Source organism: Mycetohabitans sp. B2, assembly GCF_021733735.1.
In the GTDB taxonomy this organism is placed as follows: Bacteria; Pseudomonadota; Gammaproteobacteria; order Burkholderiales; family Burkholderiaceae; genus Mycetohabitans; species Mycetohabitans rhizoxinica.
In genome coordinates this window covers 77,306-95,967 of the sequence record NZ_JAHKSP010000048.1, presented here as the reverse complement: position 1 = coordinate 95,967, position 18,662 = coordinate 77,306, and the positions used below count along the sequence as shown (strand labels likewise).

The 18,662-nt window shown below is 64.0% G+C and carries 15 protein-coding genes; 11 read left to right on the top strand and 4 right to left on the bottom strand.

The features are described from left to right. Positions 1 to 117: 117 nt before the first annotated feature. Positions 118 to 1,716: an MDR family MFS transporter gene (locus KPG66_RS11310; protein WP_237070927.1), complete on the top strand. Its 1,599-nt coding sequence runs from the start codon at positions 118 to 120 to the stop codon at positions 1,714 to 1,716. Positions 1,717 to 1,719: 3 nt separating this feature from the next. Then, on the top strand, positions 1,720 to 2,247 hold the full coding sequence (locus tag KPG66_RS11305; RefSeq protein ID WP_237070926.1) for a MarR family winged helix-turn-helix transcriptional regulator: 528 nt from the start codon (positions 1,720 to 1,722) through the stop codon (positions 2,245 to 2,247). Here KPG66_RS11305 and KPG66_RS11300 read toward each other — a convergent pair whose 3' ends face one another. Beyond that, a complete protein-coding gene (locus KPG66_RS11300; RefSeq protein ID WP_237070925.1) occupies positions 2,248 to 3,531 on the bottom strand; it encodes an amino acid deaminase in 1,284 nt (427 codons plus the stop codon). 136 nt (positions 3,532 to 3,667) lie between these two features. Here KPG66_RS11300 and KPG66_RS11295 point away from each other — a divergent pair, with 136 nt between their 5' ends. Genes KPG66_RS11295 through KPG66_RS11285 form a run of 3 tightly spaced genes read left to right on the top strand, consistent with a single transcriptional unit; the run spans position 3,668 to position 6,468 of the window. Beyond that, positions 3,668 to 4,552, top strand: a complete 885-nt coding sequence (locus KPG66_RS11295) for a MurR/RpiR family transcriptional regulator (protein WP_237070924.1) — start codon at positions 3,668 to 3,670, stop codon at positions 4,550 to 4,552. Between the two features lie 3 nt (positions 4,553 to 4,555). Further along, positions 4,556 to 6,034 carry an N-acyl-D-amino-acid deacylase family protein gene (locus KPG66_RS11290; protein WP_237070923.1) on the top strand — a complete coding sequence of 493 codons (1,479 nt, stop codon included), beginning with the start codon at positions 4,556 to 4,558 and terminating at the stop codon, positions 6,032 to 6,034. A 47-nt stretch (positions 6,035 to 6,081) separates the two neighbouring features. Continuing rightward, a complete protein-coding gene (locus tag KPG66_RS11285) occupies positions 6,082 to 6,468 on the top strand; it encodes a RidA family protein (protein WP_013436325.1) in 387 nt (128 codons plus the stop codon). Positions 6,469 to 6,568: 100 nt separating this feature from the next. Here the strand turns inward: KPG66_RS11285 and KPG66_RS11280 are convergent, their stop codons facing one another. The 3 genes from KPG66_RS11280 to ilvA all read right to left on the bottom strand — a co-directional run bounded on the left by KPG66_RS11280 (position 6,569) and on the right by ilvA (position 9,571). Next, the gene (locus tag KPG66_RS11280; RefSeq protein WP_013436323.1) at positions 6,569 to 7,114 is read right to left on the bottom strand and encodes a YaeQ family protein; all 546 of its coding nucleotides are present in this window, start codon (positions 7,112 to 7,114) and stop codon (positions 6,569 to 6,571) included. A 94-nt stretch (positions 7,115 to 7,208) separates the two neighbouring features. After that, positions 7,209 to 8,033 carry an NADPH-dependent 7-cyano-7-deazaguanine reductase QueF gene (gene queF, locus KPG66_RS11275; RefSeq protein WP_041753857.1) on the bottom strand — a complete coding sequence of 275 codons (825 nt, stop codon included), beginning with the start codon at positions 8,031 to 8,033 and terminating at the stop codon, positions 7,209 to 7,211. Between the two features lie 14 nt (positions 8,034 to 8,047). Beyond that, positions 8,048 to 9,571 (bottom strand): threonine ammonia-lyase, biosynthetic, encoded by a 1,524-nt coding sequence (ilvA, locus tag KPG66_RS11270; protein ID WP_237070922.1) that lies wholly within the window; start codon positions 9,569 to 9,571, stop codon positions 8,048 to 8,050. A 331-nt stretch (positions 9,572 to 9,902) separates the two neighbouring features. Here ilvA and KPG66_RS11265 point away from each other — a divergent pair, with 331 nt between their 5' ends. The 6 genes from KPG66_RS11265 to KPG66_RS11240 all read left to right on the top strand — a co-directional run bounded on the left by KPG66_RS11265 (position 9,903) and on the right by KPG66_RS11240 (position 18,623). Continuing rightward, on the top strand, positions 9,903 to 11,405 hold the full coding sequence (locus KPG66_RS11265; protein ID WP_237070921.1) for a beta-1,3-glucanase family protein: 1,503 nt from the start codon (positions 9,903 to 9,905) through the stop codon (positions 11,403 to 11,405). A 367-nt stretch (positions 11,406 to 11,772) separates the two neighbouring features. Continuing rightward, positions 11,773 to 15,846: a DUF3683 domain-containing protein gene (locus KPG66_RS11260; protein ID WP_237070920.1), complete on the top strand. Its 4,074-nt coding sequence runs from the start codon at positions 11,773 to 11,775 to the stop codon at positions 15,844 to 15,846. Beyond that, entirely contained in the window at positions 15,843 to 16,322 is a 480-nt protein-coding gene (locus KPG66_RS11255; RefSeq protein WP_237070919.1) for an HIT family protein, read from the top strand. Before KPG66_RS11260 ends, KPG66_RS11255 begins: the two co-directional genes overlap by 4 nt. Before the next feature lie 18 nt (positions 16,323 to 16,340). After that, complete coding sequence (locus tag KPG66_RS11250) at positions 16,341 to 16,757, top strand: gamma-butyrobetaine hydroxylase-like domain-containing protein (protein WP_237070918.1); 417 nt, start codon at positions 16,341 to 16,343, stop codon at positions 16,755 to 16,757. Between the two features lie 59 nt (positions 16,758 to 16,816). Continuing rightward, entirely contained in the window at positions 16,817 to 17,548 is a 732-nt protein-coding gene (gene ubiE, locus KPG66_RS11245) for a bifunctional demethylmenaquinone methyltransferase/2-methoxy-6-polyprenyl-1,4-benzoquinol methylase UbiE (protein ID WP_237070917.1), read from the top strand. A gap of 94 nt (positions 17,549 to 17,642) precedes the next feature. After that, positions 17,643 to 18,623, top strand: a complete 981-nt coding sequence (locus tag KPG66_RS11240) for a Tim44 domain-containing protein (RefSeq protein ID WP_422393343.1) — start codon at positions 17,643 to 17,645, stop codon at positions 18,621 to 18,623. Positions 18,624 to 18,662: the final 39 nt, after the last annotated feature.

The following is an 18,662-nucleotide window of genomic DNA, read 5'->3' as shown; positions in this document are numbered from 1 at the left end:
TCCGGAACACAAAAAGACGATTCGACGACGGCCGTGGCCATCCGTGCGAATTTGTTAGAGCGGCTTTCCTTGCTATAATTTCAATCAATTGATAAGGCAATTATTGTATACGCAAAGATGCCATTTGACTCTTCCGCTCAACATTCGAGCGGGCAGGTACTGCCGTTTCGCGAATCGCTGCTTGCGATGCTGGGCCTCTCGTTTGTGACGATGCTTGTCGCGTTCGACCAGACCGTGGTGGGCACCGCGCTGCCCACCATCGTGGCAGACCTCAAAGGCTTTGACCTGTACGCGTGGGTCGCGACTGTGTACTTGTTGGCGTCGGTGATTACCGTGCCGATTTTCGGGCGGCTGGGTGACTACTACGGCCGCAAGCCGTTCGTCATTGCATCCATCATTCTGTTCACGGCGGCCTCGGTGCTGTGCGGGCTCGCGCACGACATGCTGTTTCTCGTGCTCGCGCGCGCCTTGCAAGGGGTGGGCGGTGGCATGCTAGTTGGCACGGCGTTCGCCTGTATTCCGGATTTGTTCCCCGATGCGCACGTCCGGCTGCGCTGGCAAGTGATGTTGAGTTCGGCGTTCGGCATCGCGAATGCGGTCGGCCCGTCGCTCGGCGGATTCCTAACGCAGTATTGCGGATGGCGCGCGGTGTTCTACGTGAATTTGCCAATCGGATTATTGTCGCTGTGCTTTGTCTGGCGTTGTTTGCCGCATTTACGGCTGGCGCAGCACCAGGGTCGGATGCGGCTGGATTGGTTTGGCGCGGTGTTGATCGCGGCCTCGTTATGCGGCCTGCAACTATTCGTCGAGTTGTTGCCCAAGCACGGATTGACGTGCGGCACTGGCGCGCTGCTCGTGGTCAGCGCGCTGTGCGCGGTGGGACTATGGAAGTGGGAGCGGCACGTAGCGCAGCCGATGCTGCCCATCGACATGTTCGGGCATCGAAGCTTGTCCGTGCTCTTTACGTTGTCGCTGTTGGTGGGCTTCTCGATGTTCTCGCTGCTGTTCTATGTACCGTTGCTGCTCCAGGGCGGTTTCGGCCTGTCGCCCCGCGATGCGGGCCTCGTCGTCACGCCGCTGGTGGTCTGCATCACGCTGGGCAGCATCCTAAACGGGCGCATCGTGACGCGGATCCGTCATCCCAATGCGCTGCTGCACGTTGGCTTTGCGCTGCTCGCGTTGTCATGCGTGAGCGTGGCGGTGTCCACGCGGGCGATGCCGCAGGCGTTGCTAATGGTATTCATGGCGCTCGGCGGACTCGGGCTGGGCTTCGTGACGCCGAACCTGACGGTATTCGTGCAGCAAAGCGTCGGTCGCGAGCATCTGGGGATTGCCACGGCGTTGCTGCAGTCATTGCGCATGATCGGCGGCATGCTCGGCACCGCAGTGACCGGAACATTGGTGTCCCATTGGTATGTGAACGCAGTGCGCGATACGCTGGCACGCAACCATGCCGGCGCTTGGCTCGACGCGTTCGGCGATCCACAAGTGCTGCTTAACCGGCAAGCCCAGCAGCAGCTGATCCAGCAGGTCGGTGCGGCCGGGCACGATGGTGCCGCGCTCTTGGAGGGCGCGCGTGAGGCATTGGTGGGGGCGATCCATCTGGGCATCGCGCTTGCCGCGCTTGTTGCGGTATGGGCGGTGTGGTACGCCCGGCGCGTGCCGCCCATCCAACTGGCGCACTCCGCCAAGCATGAGCCGACAATGACGGAGTAGGCCGTGAAACTGCAAGAGCGAATCGCGATATTTCAACAATTTGGCCGGACCTACCGTGCATTCATGACCGCGTTCGAATCGCGTGTCGGTTTGCCGTTGCCCCGCTGGCGGATCCTACTCGCACTCTACGACCACGCACGGCTTGTCGAGCAGGGCACAAGGGCGGCAAGCCGCGACGATGCGCCGCACGGCGGACCGAGCCTGTCGCAAAAGCGGCTCGTGGAACGGCTCAGCATCGACCCGGGCGCGTTGACCCGGCAGTTGAAGCAACTCGAAAGCCTCGGGTGGATCGCTCGCAGTACGGACGAGCGGGACAACCGGTTGACCAATGTCGTGCTGACGGACGCGGGGCGTCAGGCTGTCGAGCACGGGCTGCCGCGCCGCAACGCGTTTCTTGCAAGTGCGCTCGGGGCGTTGTCCGACGATGCGCTGCATGCGCTCGAGGAAGCACTCAAGGACATCGAGCGTTGCGTGACGCATGGCGAGCCGCCAGTCCCGGCCGAGCGCGGCGACATGCCTGCCATCGAATGATTAGAAAAACGTCTCGATGACCTCGACCACATTATACGCGTCATCGACCATCAGCAGGTTGCGCCACTTGTCGAATGTCAGGCATGGATGCGAAATATCGAACCCGATCATGTCGCCGACGCGGATGTCCGACCCGAGCTTAATCCGCAGATAGGTATGCTGGTCCATCATCCCGGTGACTTCCCAGCCGTCCTCGGCGCTTACCTCGCGCGGCGGGCGCGTGCCGTCAGCCGGTCGGTAGTGGCGTGCCGGCACCGGCAGGCCGGCGTCGAACGCCGCGTCGCGCTTGCCGAGCGCGACGATCGCGCGGTCCGCCTCGGGCACCGATTGCACATACGCCCATAGTTGCAGCGCTGGCAGCAACCCCTCGCCCATGCGCCGGGCAATCGGGTTGCGCGCGAGGATCTGCGCTTGCGCTTTTTTGTAAAGGCCTGCGTCGTGCGTCAAATAGCAACCGGGACGCAGTATCACTTCGACGTGCGCTGCGTCGCCCGCGTGGGAGAACTCGTCGGCGACCACGTCGTACCATGCAGATCCGGCGCCGGAGAGCAAGGCCGGCATGCGCGCGAAGCGACGCTGCGTCAGCAGTTCGCGCACGAGCGTGACTGCTTCGCGCAACAGCGTGCGCACGGATGATTCATTGGACAGCACGCCTTCGTAGAGCTCGATGCCCGCCAACGCCAGGCTTGTGGGCCACCTTGCCAATGCGGCAAGCACCGCCTCGCGCTGTGCGGCGTCGCGCACGCCAGTGCGTCCGCCCGCCACGCCAAGCTCTATCAGCACGTTCAGCGGACGGTGCGCATGCTGGAAAAACGCGCCGAGTTGGTCGACGCTCTCGGCCGAGTCGACCAGGCAGTAGAACTCGAAGTCCGGATCGGTCAGCAACTCGGCAATGATCGCCATGTTGCGCTTGCCCACCAACTGGTTGGCCATCAGTACCCGGGCGACGCCGCCATGATAGGCGGCGCGCGTCTGATGGGCGGTGGCCAGCGTGATACCCCACGCACCGCCGTCCAACTGCATGCGGAACAACTGTGGTGCCATCGTCGTCTTGCCGTGCGGCGCGAGTTTCACCTGGTATTGATCGACGAATTGCTGCATCCAAGCGAGGTTATGCCGGACGCGTTCACGGTACAGCACCGCCGCCGGCAGGCTGACGTCTTCGGCCAACAGGTTCCACGCCAGTCGCGCCGCGTCGCGCAGCGGCACACTCGCGCTTGGCAGCACGCCCAATCCCTTGGACAACGGGTCAATCGTCGCTTGCAGATAATTTGTAACTTTCATCGGGATACGGGCTCCGTGGGTGGCGTTATCACGATCGGGGTGCTGGCAACGATAAACCCAAAATACTGGGGTTGACCTGGGTAGTGTACAAAAAGTACGATGAGCGTGACATGTTAATTAGTAACAAGCCATCGCGATGCGCCAGACTGAGCCGCCGGTGTTCGACGTCGTTGCGCGGATCGCCCAGCGCCTGCCCGCGTTGCGCGAGGCCGAGCGCAAGGTCGCGGCCCTGATTCTGGATGACCTGTGCGGCTCGACGCGGGCCAGCATCGGCGAACTGGCCCGGCGCGCCGGCGTCAGCATCGCGACGGTGACGCGCTTTGCGAAGGCTGTCGGTTGCCGCGACGTTCGCGAGTTGAAGTGGCGGCTGGCTTCGGCCGGTGCCGTGGGCGAGCGCTTCTTGCGCGAGATGCGCGGTGGCGCGCACGGCTCGCTCGCGGCGCGTATTCTTGACGAGATTTGCGCCACATTGGTGGCCAATGTCCAGTTGCTGGATGCCGCGCCGGTGACACAGGCGGTCGATGTGTTGCTGGCGGCGCGGATGATCTATGTGTTCGGTATGGGCGGCGGCTCCACTGCGCTCGCCGACGAGTTGCGCTTCAGGCTGGTGCGGCTAGGGCGGCCTGTCGCCACCTACCAGGACGCAGCGTTGCAGCGGATGGTGGCCAGCACGCTGTCGGCCGATACGGCGGTGGTGGCCCTATCGGCGACGGGGCAATTGCCCGAGATCGTCGCCAGCTGCCAGATCGCGCGCGAGTATGGCGCCAGCGTGGTGGCGATCACCGCGCCCGCATCGCCGCTGGCCAGCATTGCTCAGACGGTGATACCGCTGATTGCGCAAGAAACCGAGTTCATCTACAAGCCGTCGGCGTCGCGCTACGCGATGATGATGGCTTTGGACGTGCTCGTCACCGAGCTGGCCGTGCGGCAAAGCGACGTGAGCCGCGACCTATTACGGCGTACTAAGTATGCGCTCGACATGTATCGCGGCGGTAGCGAGCGGCAACCTCTGGGAGACTGAACCATGCACTCGCGTCCCGAAGCGGCCGATACGTTGATCATCGGCGCACAGCTATATGACGGCACAGGCGCTGCGCCGCTGCCGCGCGACGTCGCGTTGCGCGACGGGCGCATTGTCGCGATCGGCAGCCTGACCCATTGGCGGGCCGAGGAGGTGGTCGACGCCGGCGGTCATGCGCTCGCGCCGGGTTTCATCGATGTGCATACGCATGACGATACGCATGTGATCGAGGCGCCGCAAATGCTGCCCAAGCTGTCGCAGGGTATCACGACGGTCATCGTGGGCAACTGCGGAATCAGCGCATCGCCGGTGGTGTTGCGCGGGGAGCCACCCGATCCGATGAACCTGTTGGGCAAGCGCGATGCGTTTGTCTATCCGCGCTTTGCCGACTATGTGGACGCGGTGAATGCGGCTCGGCCTGCTGTCAATGTCGCTGCGCTCGTTGGTCATACTGCGTTGCGCAACAATCAGATGGATCGTCTCGACCGCGCCGCCACGCGCGACGAAATCGACGCGATGCGTGTACAACTGAGCGAGGCGCTCACGGCAGGCGCGCTTGGCCTAAGCACGGGGCTGGCCTATGGCTCGGCGGTGTGCGCACCGACCGACGAGGTGATGGCGCTGGCCGAGCCGCTGGCGGCCGCGCGCGCCGTGTACACGACACACATGCGCACCGAATTCGACGCGATCCTGGACGCGATGGACGAGGCGTACCGGATCGGCCGGCACGCACGCGTGCCGGTCGTCATTTCGCACCTAAAGTGTGCGGGACCGTCGAACTGGGGACGCAGTACCGAGGTGCTCGCGTCGCTAAGCCGCGCCCGCGCGTGCCAGCCGGTTGGCTGCGACTGCTATCCGTATAGTCGTAGCTCATCTACGCTGGACGTGAAGCAGGCAAGTGGCGACATCGACATCACGATCACCTGGTCGGCGCCGCACCCGGAGGCGGCCGGCAAGCTGCTCAGGCAAATCGCCGCGCAGTGGGGCGTGTCCGATGCGCAGGCGGCGCGGCGCCTGCAACCGGCCGGTGCTGTGTACCACAACATGAGCGATGAGGACGTGCGGCGAATCCTGTCGCATCCCGCGACGATGGTCGGCTCGGACGGCCTGCCAAATGATCCGCTGCCGCATCCGCGGTTGTGGGGCGCGTTTGCACGGGTGCTTGGCCATTATGTCCGGCACGAGCGACTGCTGCCGCTCGAGGAAGCGATCCGCAAGATGACGAGCCTGTCTGCGCGGCGCTTCGGGCTGGATCGGCGCGGCGAGATCCGCGTTGGCTATCACGCCGATCTCGTGCTCTTCGACCCAGAGACCGTGCGCGATGTCGCGAGCTTTGACGATCCACGTCGGCCGGCGCAAGGCATCGATGCCGTGTGGGTCAATGGCGTGCTCGCGTATCGCGACGGCACGCCGAGCGGTGCACGCGCTGGGGGCTTTGTCGTGCGCGGCCAGCCCGCTGGCTACGACGCCGAGCCGTATTGATTGCCGCGCGCATCCCATTAATCCGCAGCCATTGAGGAGCAATTGCAATGAAACGATACGGAATTGAAGGCGGCCAGGGAACCGGCGGCCAGCGCATGCCGTTTGCCCGGGCCGTCGAGGCGGACGGTTGGCTCTATGTGTCCGGCCAGACCCCGATGGACAACGGGGAGGTCATCAACGGCGGCATCGTCGAGCAATCGCACAAGGCGATCCAGAACCTGCTCGCGATTTTGCAGGAGGCCGGCTATGGCACCGAACACGTCGTGCGTTGCGGCGTATGGCTGGACGATCCGCGCGACTTCGCATCGTTCAACAAGGTGTTTCGCGAGTATTTCGGCGAGCATCCGCCAGCGCGCGCATGCGTCGTCTCGAGCATGGTGATCGACTGTCGGGTCGAGATCGACTGCGTCGCGTACAAGACGCCCGACCGGTGACCCCAGGCGCCGGCAAGGCTTCGCCACGGGACCCGGTATCCGACGCGCGCAACGATGCGACGCGGCCCGGCTCAGCGCCGCTTGCTGCAGACTGCGTGTCTTAGACGGGCAGCCAGCGCACCATCTCGGCTTGTACCGGCTGATGGACAGCGCTGCCCAGCCATACGTCGCCGTCCTGGAGCGTGCATTGCAGCCGCATTGTGCGCTCGGCCAGCGTCGCGAGTGCCGGTGCGACGCCCTCAGCAAGGCTCAATACGGTGACATTGCGCAGTCGCGCGACCTTGCCCTGGATCGCGTCCCACCAGATCCGGGACGTGCGTCCAGCGTATGCCAGCACGACCACGTCGTCTGCTCGCGCGCTCGCTTTCGCGATGCGCCGCTCGTCCGGCTGGCCGACTTCGATCCATCGCTGCACTGCGCCAGTCAAGTCCTTTTGCCACAGGTCCGGCTCGTCGGTATCGGACAGCCCCTTGCAGAACTCGAGCCGTTCGTGTGCATACAGCGCGAACGCCAGCAGGCGCACCATCATCCGTTCATCGGTTTCGGACGGATGCCGGGCCAGCGTCAGCGAATGGTCCGCATAGTAATGACGGTCCATGTCGGCGATCTGCAGTTCGGCCTTGTAGATTGTTGATTTCAGCGCCATCGGTTAAAGAGTATTCGTTGCCGGCGTCGCGCCGTGACCTGCACGGCCTGCGTGAGCGTGCATGCGATGCATGATGGGGGCACGGCCGCACGGCTTATTGGCGCGCGGTTCGCGCGTTGTCCGGCAATGGCAGGTTGAAATTGGTGCGTAACGGGTTGATGTCCAGCCCGCCGCGTCGCGTATAGCGTGCGTAGACCGCCAGCTTGATCGGCTTGCACACGCGTTGAATGTCGATGAAGATGCGCTCCACGCACTGCTCGTGAAACCCGGTGTGGTTGCGGTACGACACGATGTAGCGCAACAGGCCGGCGTGGTCGATTGGCGGGCCGACGTACCGGATCTGGATGCTGCCCCAATCCGGCTGCCCGGTCACCGGGCAATTGGACTTGAGCAGATTCGAAAACACCGTTTCATCGACCGGCGCTTGGTGAGTGTCCGCGCTCAGCAGTGACGGGTCGGGCGTATAGCTATCCGTGTCTAAGTCCAACCGGTCCAGCGACGTTCCTGCAAGCTCGTCCAGCGCCAGCGTCGCGAACTCGGCCGGCGGCGTGAGCCGTACCGACACGTTCGCGCCCGCGCATGCGCAGACGTCGCGGTGGATTGTCTCGCGCAACGTGTCAATCGACGCAATACGCGTCTGCGCAAACGACCCCAGGTACAACTTGAACGATTTGGATTCGATAATGTTGGGCGATTCCGCCGGCACGTGGAACGTGGCCAGCGCGATCTGCGGCTTGCCGCGCTCGTTGAGCCAGGACAGCTCGTACGCGTTCCAGATATCGGTGCCAAAGAACGGCAGCACCGCCGGCACGCCGATCGCGTCGCGGCCTTGCCGGCGCTCGATCGGAAACAGCAGCGTCGGATCATACTGCTGGGCATAGCTTACCGGTTTGCCCAAAAGGGATTGGTCGGGTGTCATGTTGCGGCTTGGACTTAAGCGAGGAATAATTGATACGCCGGGTTGGCCGTTTCGTCCCAATGCGCATACCCCAGCGCCGCCAGGAACTGCTGGAACTGGGCCTCTTCGTTCATCGGCACTTGCAAGCCTACCAGGATCGAGCTGTAGTCGGCGCCGCCATTGCGGTAATGAAACAGGCTGATATTCCAGTCGGGCGCCATCGACGACAGGAACTTCATCAGCGCGCCCGGGCGTTCTGGGAACGCAAACCGGTATAGGCGCTCATCGCGGGCCAGCGGTGAGTGGCCGCCGACCATGTACCGCACGTGCTGCTTGGACAACTCGTCGTTGGTCAGGTTGACGATGGCAAAGCCATGTTTCTCGAAGGTCTGGGCAATCAGCTGCGACTCGTCGCGACGCTGGATCTGCACGCCGACGAAAATGTGCGCCTGTTCAGCGTCGGCGACCCGATAGTTGAACTCGGTGACGTTGCGCGCGCCGATCAACTCGCAGAAGCGCCTGAAGCTGCCGCGCTCCTCGGGGATTGTCGCCGCGAACACCGCTTCGCGTGCCTCGCCCACCTCGGCGCGTTCCGCAACGAAACGCATCCGGTCGAAGTTCATGTTCGCGCCCGAGGTGATCGCGACAAACGTGCGGCCCTCCAGCTTTTCGCGTTCAGCATAGGCCTTGGCGCCGGCCACGGCTAGCGCGCCGGCCGGCTCCAACACGCTGCGCGTGTCCTGGAAAACGTCCTTGATCGCCGCGCACAGCGCGTCAGTGTCCACGGTCACGAAATCGTCGACGTATTGCTGCACGAGCCGAAACGTCTCTTCGCCCACGAGCTTGACTGCCGTGCCGTCGCTGAACAGGCCGACTTCGCTGAGCGTAACACGCTCGCCTTTTGCGATCGAGCGTGCCATCGCGCATGAATCGTCGGTTTGTACACCGATGATCTTGATCTCCGGGCGAAGCGCCTTGACGTATGCCGCGACGCCGGCGATTAGGCCACCGCCGCCGATCGGCACGAAGATCGCGTCGATCGGACCCTGGTGCTGGCGCAGGATTTCCATTGCGACGGTGCCCTGGCCGGCGATCACGTCTGGATCGTCGAATGGATGGATAAACGTCAGCCCGTGCTGCTGCTGGATCTGAAGCGCATGCGTGTAGGTATCGGAATACGATTCGCCGTGCAGCACGACCTGCACCGTCGGGCCACCGTGTGCGCGCACCGCATCAATCTTGACCTGCGGCGCTGTGACCGGCATCGCGATGACCGCCTTGCAGCCGAGCCGGGCCGCCGAATAGGCGACCCCTTGTGCATGGTTGCCGGCCGACGCGGTCACCACGCCGCGCGCTAAGGCATCGCGCGGCAATTGCGCCATCCTGTTGTATGCGCCGCGCAACTTAAACGAGAAGACGGGCTGGTTGTCCTCGCGCTTCAGATAAATCGCATTCTGAATTCGAGCCGACAGATTGCGTGCGTGTTCGAGTTCAGTTTCCCGTGCCACGTCGTAGACGCGGGCGGTCAGGATTTTCTTCAGGTAATCGGGCGAGGGCATGGCAGTTCTGCAAGTGGCGTGGATTGAAATTGGCGGGAAAAGAGTCAATCATAGCGCTATCCGGCGTTGCTTTTGTGCGCCGGTGTGCATTGAGTGTCGCAACGGCCGGTTAGAGCGCCGTTGCGTGGCTTCGCGCCAATGCGCCGTTACTCGATCGGACAATGTCGAGCGCACAGCCGCAATGGGCTAGCGTGGCGCGGCCCGAATGCACTACAAGATGCAGGTGGCGCGGTGGGCCGCATCCGGCGGCTCGGCCGCCCGGAATGCACCAATATCACGGGGTCGAATGTTTTTTTCCTTCAGAGGACAGCGTCGGAAAACCAGCACTCGGATGGGTAGCCCGGCCGGCCGCGTCGATCGCAAGCGCCGTTCTGTCATGAGGCTCGGCGCGCTGGCCGCGTCAGTTGGCGTGGGTGTCGCCACGACCGCGTTGGTCGGTGGCAATACGCGCTTTGGTGGCTCGGGCAGCGGCGGCAGTGCCCGCTTGCCGGTGTCGATCAAGGACGCGTCGCACGCCACGGGCCCCGCGTCGATGACCACGGTGCTGCTGGTGTTTCCCGACCATTTTTCGTTTCGGCCCGATGAAATATTCGTTGCCGTGCTGGGCCGCGCGCCATGGGCGCCAGACGTGTTCGGTTATGTTGACCCGGTGCACGGCACGTTTCATCCGACGGGAAACGCAGCCGATTTCCGGCTCGACAGCGCGACGATGACATTCAGCGTGGCGGCATTGCGGCGCGACGGCGGCCAGCCACTGACGCTGACCATCCCACCACTAGCCAGCGGCCGCGTGTATTTCGCGTTCGGACGCGGATTCGACGCGATGCCGTCATTCGGCGCGGACGGGCCATCCAATGGCGCGGACAATCCGGTGCTGTACGACAAGTTCGAGTTGCATACCGCCGATCACCCGAACTTCCACCTGACCAATGACGATTTTTGGTCTGTGCCCTTCACGATCTCGGCCATCGACGCGAACACTGGGACACGGCGCGTGGTGGGTTATCCACACCGGCGCGCCGATATGATCGCCGCGTTCGATTCGATACCGATGCTCGACGCGGCGGAGCCGTTCGGCAACCCGAGCATCTTCAAGGCGCTGCGGGTGAGCGCGAGCGATGGCCGGCTCACGCGGATACTGTCGCCCAAGCAGGCCAGGTTCGCCGACTGGGGGAGGGACGATGCCGCGCGGCTGGCCGCGGCGCAGCGCTTCACGCACTTCTGGGATCGTTACGTGAACGAGTTGTGCTGGCGGCCGAATCGTCGCTTTTCTTTCTACGGCAAGGATCTGGCCGACAGGCAGGTGTTCTACGGCCGCGTCGAGCCCGACGGCATGACGCTGTCACTGTTCACCGATGCGGCGTACACGGTGCCGTACCGCGTTCCGACGCTGCCGCGGCCCAGCGCGCGCTGGGGGCAGCCTGACTATTCCCCGGCCAGTGGCGATCCGTCGCTGTTTCATAATACGGATTCGTCCGTTGGCCCGATCGACTGGGGATTCCTGCTGGCTGGCAACGCCGGCGCGCAGACCGGCGACGGCGCGCATTGGGCCAGCGATCCAGCGGCAATCGCCATTGCGATGTCGATCTGTCGCGGCGTCATGCACTTGGACGATGGTTGCGTGTCATGGATCGATCCGGCACGGTTCTACAACGGCGCGGGCAATGGCGTGGCTACGCCGCGCATGCCGATCTTCTGGTACGCGAAGTTGCTGCACGCGTTCGGCATCGATGCACGCGCGTACGCGTTCTCCTACGACGACGTGTACGCGGCCGATCCGGCCGTATATTTTGGTGGTCGTCCCGAGTTGATCGTGCAATTCGGCCAGATGTGAGGCATCCGGTGCGGCCGCGCGCACTGACAACGCGCCGCCTGCGGTTGCAGTACAATCCGGGTCTGGAATCAGGATCGAACGATGCATTGGCAGACCCGAACCGCTTTTTCGACCGTTGAGCCGCGCTGCCACTGGCCTGCGCCGTCGGCCATCGAGCAGCTCGCGCGTAGCTCGCGATCGTGCCGCTGCCGGTGACACCGGCGAAGCCTCGCGCCATCCATGCTGGTCCACAAGAGCTCGTGGCGACAGAACAGGCGCTCGTCAGGCTTCCCACCCCCCAGACCTTGCAGACAACAGCGCGTCACCGCGCCGTCGGCGCTTCAGTGCCGCGACAGCCTGGACGCACCGGCCAACTGAATTGCAGAACATGAACGCACCTCAAGCCTTCGATCCTCATGGCGCGGCTGCCGCCGTCGCGCTGGATACCGAGTCGCGCTTGCGCGAGATTCCCTACAACTACACGTCGTTTTCCGACCGTGAGATCGTCATCCGCCTGCTTGGCGACGATGCGTGGCCCATGCTGGACGAGTTGCGTGCCGAGCGGCGCACCGGACGTTCGGCACGGATGCTGTACGAAGTACTCGGCGACATTTGGGTCGTGCACCGTAATCCGTACTTGCAGGACGATCTGTTGGACAACCCGAAGCGCCGCGCGATGCTCATCGACGCGCTGAACCATCGGCTCAACGAGATCGACAAGCGCCGGCATGCCGATCTGCGTGAGCACGGCGACGACGCGGGCCATGGACGCGCGGCCCGCGTTGGCTCGCTGGTCACGGCCGCGCGCGGCGCGGTGGACGCGTTCGCGACGCAGTTCGAGCAGATTGCCGCGCTGCGACGCCGTGCGAAGCGCGAGCTGCGGCGCTGGACCGAAAAGGACAACATCCGCTTCGACGGGCTCTCGCGCGTGTCGCACGTGACCGATGCGACCGATTGGCGCGTCGAGTATCCGTTCGTCGTGCTGACGCCGGACACCGAAGCGGAAATCGCTGGCTTGGTGAAAGCTTGCTTCGAGTTGGGTCTGACGGTGATCCCGCGCGGCGGCGGCACAGGTTATACCGGCGGAGCGGTGCCGCTGACACCGTTTTCCGCCGTCATCAATACCGAGAAGCTCGAGCAACTTGGCCCGGTCGAGCTGACCGAACTGCCGGGTGTGTCAGGCAAGGTCGCGACGATCTTCTCTGGGGCCGGCGTCGTGACGCGGCGCGTCACGCAGGCCGCCGAGCAGGCCGGGTATGTGTTTGCCGTGGATCCGACTTCACTCGACGCATCGTGCATCGGCGGTAACATCGCGATGAACGCCGGCGGCAAGAAGGCCGTGCTGTGGGGGACTGCGCTGGACAATCTCGCGTGGTGGCGGATGGTCGACCCGGATGGCAACTGGCTCGAGGTCACGCGCGTCGGCCATAACCTGGGCAAGATCCACGACGTACCGAGCGCCACTTTCGAGCTGCGCTGGTATGACGGCAGCGCAGCGCCCGGCAAAAAATTGTTGCGCAGCGAGACGCTGACCATCGAGGGCCGGCGCTTTCGCAAGGCGGGGCTGGGCAAGGATGTGACCGACAAGTTCCTCGCGGGTCTGCCCGGCGTGCAGAAAGAAGGCTGCGATGGACTGATCACGTCGGCGCGTTGGGTGCTGCACAAGATGCCGGCTCATACGCGCACCGTCTGCCTAGAGTTCTTCGGCCAGGCGCGCGACGCGATCCCGAGCATCGTCGAGATCAAGGCGCACTTGTTCGCGACCGCGAAGGCGGGCGGCGCAATCCTGGCTGGGCTGGAGCACTTGGACGAGCGCTATCTGCGCGCCGTCGGCTACGCGACCAAATCCAAGCGCAACACATTGCCGAAAATGGTGTTGATCGGCGACATCGTCGGTGACGATGCGGACCGGGTCGCCGAGGCGGCATCGGAAGTCGTGCGCATGGCCAACGGCAAGAGCGGCGAGGGGTTTGTCGCGGTCTCGGCCGAGGCGCGCAAGCGCTTTTGGCTGGACCGGTCGCGCACGGCGGCGATTGCCAAGCATACCAACGCGTTCAAAATCAACGAAGACGTCGTGATTCCGCTGGACCGGATGGGCGAGTACACCGACGGCATCGAGCGGATCAACATCGAGCTATCGCTGAAGAACAAGCTGCAACTGGTGGATGCGCTCGAGGCGTTCTTCGCCGCGGGCAATCTGCCGCTGGGCAAGAGCGATGACGCGAACGAGATTCCCAGCGCGGAGTGGCTGGAGGACCGTGTCGCGCAGGCGCTGGCGTTGCTGCGCCAAGTCCGCGCCCGTTGGCAGTATGTGCGCGACAATCTCGACGCGCCGCTCGCACAGGCGCGCCAGCGGCTGCTCGAGCTGGGCTGCGAGGCGTTGGCCGAGAAATTCGCGCACCGGCTCGATGTGCAGCCCGACGCGAGTGTGTTCGATCTCGCGCAGGACCGCACGATTCGGATCTCGTGGAAGCGGGAGATCCGCGCCGAACTGCGGCAGATCTTCAACGGTGGGGCGTTCAAGCCGATCCTGGACGAGGCGCAGGCAGTACACAAGCGGGTGCTGCGCGGCCGCGTGTTCGTCGCATTGCACATGCATGCCGGCGATGGCAACGTGCATACGAATATCCCGGTGAACTCGGACAACTACGAGATGCTGCAGGACGCGCACACGGCAGTGGCGCGGATTATGGCGCTGGCCCGATCACTGGACGGCGTGATCTCTGGCGAGCACGGCATCGGCATTACGAAGCTGGAGTTTCTGACCGACGCGGAAATCGCTGAATTTCGCGCGTATAAGCAGAAGATCGACCCGCAGGGCCGCTTCAACAAGGGCAAGCTGCTGGAAGGCGCGGATCTGCGCAATGCGTATACGCCGAGTTTCGGGCTAATGGGCTATGAGTCGCTGATCATGCAGCAGTCCGATATCGGCGCGATCGCCGATTCGGTCAAGGATTGCTTGCGCTGCGGCAAATGCAAGCCGGTGTGTGCGACGCACGTGCCGCGCGCGAACCTGCTGTATAGCCCGCGCAACAAGATCTTGGCGACCTCGCTGCTGGTCGAGGCGTTCCTGTATGAGGAGCAGACGCGGCGCGGCGTGTCGATCAAGCATTGGGACGAGTTCAATGACGTGGCGGACCACTGCACCGTATGTCATAAGTGCGTGACGCCGTGCCCGGTCAAGATCGACTTCGGCGATGTGACGATGAACATGCGCAACCTGCTGCGCAAGATGGGCAAGAAGCAATTCAATCCCGGGCAGGCTGCGGGCATGTTCTTCCTGAACGCGACCCATCCGCAGACGATCCGCGCCGCGCGCGTGGTGATGATGGACATCGGCTACAAGGCGCAGCGCGTGGCCAGCGACGTACTCAAGGCGCTCGGACGCAAGCAAACGCAGCGCCCGCCGGCGACCACCGGTCGCCCCACGGCGGTCGAACAGGTGATCCACTTCGTGAACAAGAAGATGCCGGGTAATCTGCCGAAGAAGACGGCGCGCGCGTTGCTCGACATCGAGGACAATAAGGTGGTGCCGATCATCCGCAATCCGAAGACCACGACAGTGGACACGGAGGCGGTGTTCTACTTCCCCGGTTGCGGCTCGGAACGTTTGTTCTCGCAGGTCGGGTTGGCCACGCAGGCGATGCTGTGGGAGGCGGGCGTGCAGACCGTGCTGCCGCCAGGATACCTGTGCTGCGGCTACCCGCAACGCGGTGCTGGGCAGTACGATAAGGCCGAGAAGATTGTCACGGACAATCGCGTGCTGTTCCACCGGGTCGCGAACACGTTGAACTACCTGGATATCAAGACGGTCGTCGTCTCGTGCGGGACCTGCTACGACCAGCTCGCCGGCTATGAATTCGGCAAGATATTCCCCGGCTGCCGCATCATTGATATCCATGAGTTCCTGTTGGAAAAGGGCCTTAAGCTGGATGGCGTGTCCGGCGTGCGCTACATGTATCATGACCCGTGCCATACGCCGATCAAGACCGTGGACCCGGTGAAGCTGGTCAACGAGCTGGTCGGCAGCCAGAAGCAGGGCTACCGGATTGAGAAGAACGATCGCTGCTGCGGCGAATCGGGCACGCTCGCGGTCACGCGTCCGGACGTGTCCACGCAAGTGCGCTTTCGCAAGGAGGAGGAAATCCGCAAGGGGGCGGCCAAATTGCGCGATATTCCGATTGCGGCAGCCCCACCCGGCGCCGGCGCGCCAGCCGATGTGCCCGCCGGACTCGTGACGGGCGGCGGTGCGCACGCGCCGCGCGCCGCGTTCGACGGCGACGTGAAGATCCTGACCAGCTGCCCGTCGTGCCTACAGGGATTGTCGCGCTATAACGAAGACGCCGGCATCGAAGCGGACTACATCGTCGTGGAGATGGCCCGCCATATGCTCGGCGAGAACTGGATGGCCGACTACGTGCAACGGGCAAACAGCGGCGGCATTGAACGGGTGCTCGTATGAACGCCGGTACGCCTGCGTCGGCCGTCGCCGCGGCGCGCGACGTGGCGTCGTGTGTGTTCTGTGCGCAGCAGGAGGGCGCCGTATGGTGGCGCGACGCGTGGCTGCGGGTGATCGAGGCACGCGACGAGCCGGACTATCCGGGATTTTGCCGGCTTGTGTGGAACGCGCACGTCACCGAGTTCAGCGAGCTGTCGGATGGCGAGCGCGCGCACCTGATGCGTGCGCTGGCCGCGCTCGAGCGCGCATTGCGCGCGACGTTGAATCCGGACAAGATCAATATTGCGAGCTTGGGCAACATGGTCGCTCATCAGCACTGGCACGTGATCCCGCGCTTTGCCGACGATCCTCACTTTCCGGCACCCGTGTGGGCTGCCCGGCGCCGCGAGCCGTGCGCGCGGCAGCATGCCGCACGCGTTGCGGCGGCGGCTGGCGTCGGCGCCGCAGTGCGTGACGCGTTGCAGCGCGAATTAGGCTGAACCGAAACGGAGTCGTCGATGGCAGGTTTATCTCCCGATACGCCGGTGCCGACCGGCATCGTCGTGCATGCGGCATCGCGCGTGCTAGAACTGCGCTATGCGGACGGTGCATGCTACAGGCTGCCTTTCGAGTACCTGCGGGTGTGGTCCCCGTCGGCCGAGGTGCGCGGGCACGGCCCGGGCCAGGAAACGCTGCAGACCGGCAAGCGCGACGTGACGATCGTGTCAATCGAGCCAGTCGGCCACTATGCGTTGCAGCCGACGTTCTCCGATGGGCACAATTCCGGCATCTATTCGTGGGATCTGCTGTACGATCTTGCGACCCGGCAGGCCGAATACTGGCAAGCCTATCTCGACAAGCTGGCGGCCGCCGGCGTGGACCGCGACGCGCCGATGGGTGAAGCGTCGCGCGCGCGCAACAGCCACCGCCATTGATATCTATACACGCATTACCGCGGCGCATGCCGCGCTCTTTCACGCAAGGAACCGCCGCCATGACGAAGACCCATTTCGGTTATCAGACCGTCGATGAGAGCGAGAAGGCGCATAAGGTCGCCGGAGTATTCCATTCTGTGGCCTCCCGCTACGACGTGATGAATGACCTGATGTCGGGCGGACTGCACCGCATGTGGAAAGCCTTCACCATCGCCCAGGCCGCGGTGCGTCCCGGCTATCGCGTGCTGGATTTGGCGGGCGGCACGGGCGACCTGGCCCAAGCGTTTGTCCGGCAGGCCGGACCGTCCGGGCAGGTATGGCATACCGACATCAACGAGTCGATGTTGCGCGTGGGGCGCGACCGCTTGCTCGATCAGGGCATTATCACGCCGACGCTATTGTGCGATGCGGAAAAAATTCCGTTTCCCGACCATTACTTTGACGTGGTGAGTGTCGCGTTCGGGCTGCGCAACATGACCCACAAGGAGGTCGCGCTCGCCGAGATGCGCCGCGTGCTCAAGCCTGGCGGCCGGCTATTGGTGCTGGAGTTCTCCAAAGTGTGGCAACCGCTGAAGAAACTCTACGATGTGTATTCATTCAAGGTGCTGCCGTGGCTTGGCGAGAAAGTGGCGCGCGATCCCGACAGCTATCGGTACCTGGCCGAGTCGATTCGGCTACACCCGGATCAGGACACGCTGAAAACAATGATGGAACAAGCTGGACTAGACGCCGTCAAATATTACAATCTGTCAGGTGGCGTCGTGGCACTGCATGCCGCCACCAAATACTAGCGACCGTTCAGGAGATCAGATGTCGGCTCAGTCACGTTTTTCCAGTCATTCCCCCCATTTGCCCCCTACCGGCGCAACGCGACTCAGCGCGCGCATAAGCCGTCGGTTCGGCGCGATTGCGGCAGCCGGCCTGTTGGCCGTTGGCTCGCTCAGCGCATTCGATGTCGACGCAAAGCGCATGGGCGGCGGCCGCTCATTTGGCAAGCAGTCGCAGATCACGCGGCAGGCGACGCCGCCCGCGCAGCCGAACGCGCCGCTGCAGGGCAAGCCGTCGCAGGGTGCACAGGGCGCGCAGGCGGCCCGCGGGCAAACCCCGCCGTCCGCGGCGGCCCAGCCCAAGCGTAATTGGATGGGGCCACTCGCGGGCTTGGCCGCCGGCTTTGGGCTGGCGGCGTTGTTGTCGCATTTTGGGCTCGGCGGCGCGTTGGCCAGTGTACTGAGCAACGTGATCCTGATTGCTCTGGTTGCGCTCGTCGGTCTGTGGTTGTTCCGTAAGTTCGCGAATCGCAACGCGCGGCCTGCGACCGCTTATGCGCACGGTGGCTTCGAGTCGCCTTCCGGCGCGTCACTGCGGCAATATGACGCATCAGCGGCTGCACCGTCACAGTTGCCTGCAACGGGCGGCATGGGCCAGGCGGGGGTCGCGCCCGATGGCCAGGCCCGCGTTGCCGCGGATCCTAGTGTGCTTGACGTCCCCGCAGTGCCAGCCGGCTTCGACGCCGACGCATTCATTCGCCAGGCAAAGGTGGCGTTTGTGCGGCTGCAGGCGGCCTGGGACGCCGGCAATCTCGACGATATCCGTGAGTTCACGACACCCGAAATGTTTGCCGAGATTAAGCTGGATTTCGATTCGCGCCACGGTGAAAACCGCACCGACGTGGTGCAGCTGAATGCCGATCTGGTCGGCGTCGAGGATCGTGGCGGCAACGAGTACGTGGCGTCAGTGCGCTTCCATGGTCTGCTGCGCGAGACTCAGGGTGCTGCGGCCGAGCCGTTCGCCGAAATGTGGAACTTGAGCCGCAACGCGCGCAGCGGCGAAGGCTGGGTGCTAGCCGGCATCCAGCAACTGTCCTGACGATCCGGCTACGCGGAATCGGGCGGCGCAAGCAAGCGC

Coding starts and splice junctions, on each gene's coding strand:
- KPG66_RS11300 (WP_237070925.1), bottom strand. CDS start 3,531: ATGAAAGTTACAAATTATCTGCAAGCGACGATTGACCCGTTGTCCAAG.
- ilvA (WP_237070922.1), bottom strand. CDS start 9,571: ATGCCCTCGCCCGATTACCTGAAGAAAATCCTGACCGCCCGCGTCTAC.
- KPG66_RS11280 (WP_013436323.1), bottom strand. CDS start 7,114: ATGGCGCTGAAATCAACAATCTACAAGGCCGAACTGCAGATCGCCGAC.
- ubiE (WP_237070917.1), top strand. CDS start 16,817: ATGACGAAGACCCATTTCGGTTATCAGACCGTCGATGAGAGCGAGAAG.
- KPG66_RS11310 (WP_237070927.1), top strand. CDS start 118: ATGCCATTTGACTCTTCCGCTCAACATTCGAGCGGGCAGGTACTGCCG.
- queF (WP_041753857.1), bottom strand. CDS start 8,033: ATGACACCCGACCAATCCCTTTTGGGCAAACCGGTAAGCTATGCCCAG.
- KPG66_RS11265 (WP_237070921.1), top strand. CDS start 9,903: ATGGGTAGCCCGGCCGGCCGCGTCGATCGCAAGCGCCGTTCTGTCATG.
- KPG66_RS11260 (WP_237070920.1), top strand. CDS start 11,773: ATGAACGCACCTCAAGCCTTCGATCCTCATGGCGCGGCTGCCGCCGTC.
- KPG66_RS11295 (WP_237070924.1), top strand. CDS start 3,668: ATGCGCCAGACTGAGCCGCCGGTGTTCGACGTCGTTGCGCGGATCGCC.
- KPG66_RS11255 (WP_237070919.1), top strand. CDS start 15,843: ATGAACGCCGGTACGCCTGCGTCGGCCGTCGCCGCGGCGCGCGACGTG.
- KPG66_RS11285 (WP_013436325.1), top strand. CDS start 6,082: ATGAAACGATACGGAATTGAAGGCGGCCAGGGAACCGGCGGCCAGCGC.
- KPG66_RS11290 (WP_237070923.1), top strand. CDS start 4,556: ATGCACTCGCGTCCCGAAGCGGCCGATACGTTGATCATCGGCGCACAG.
- KPG66_RS11250 (WP_237070918.1), top strand. CDS start 16,341: ATGGCAGGTTTATCTCCCGATACGCCGGTGCCGACCGGCATCGTCGTG.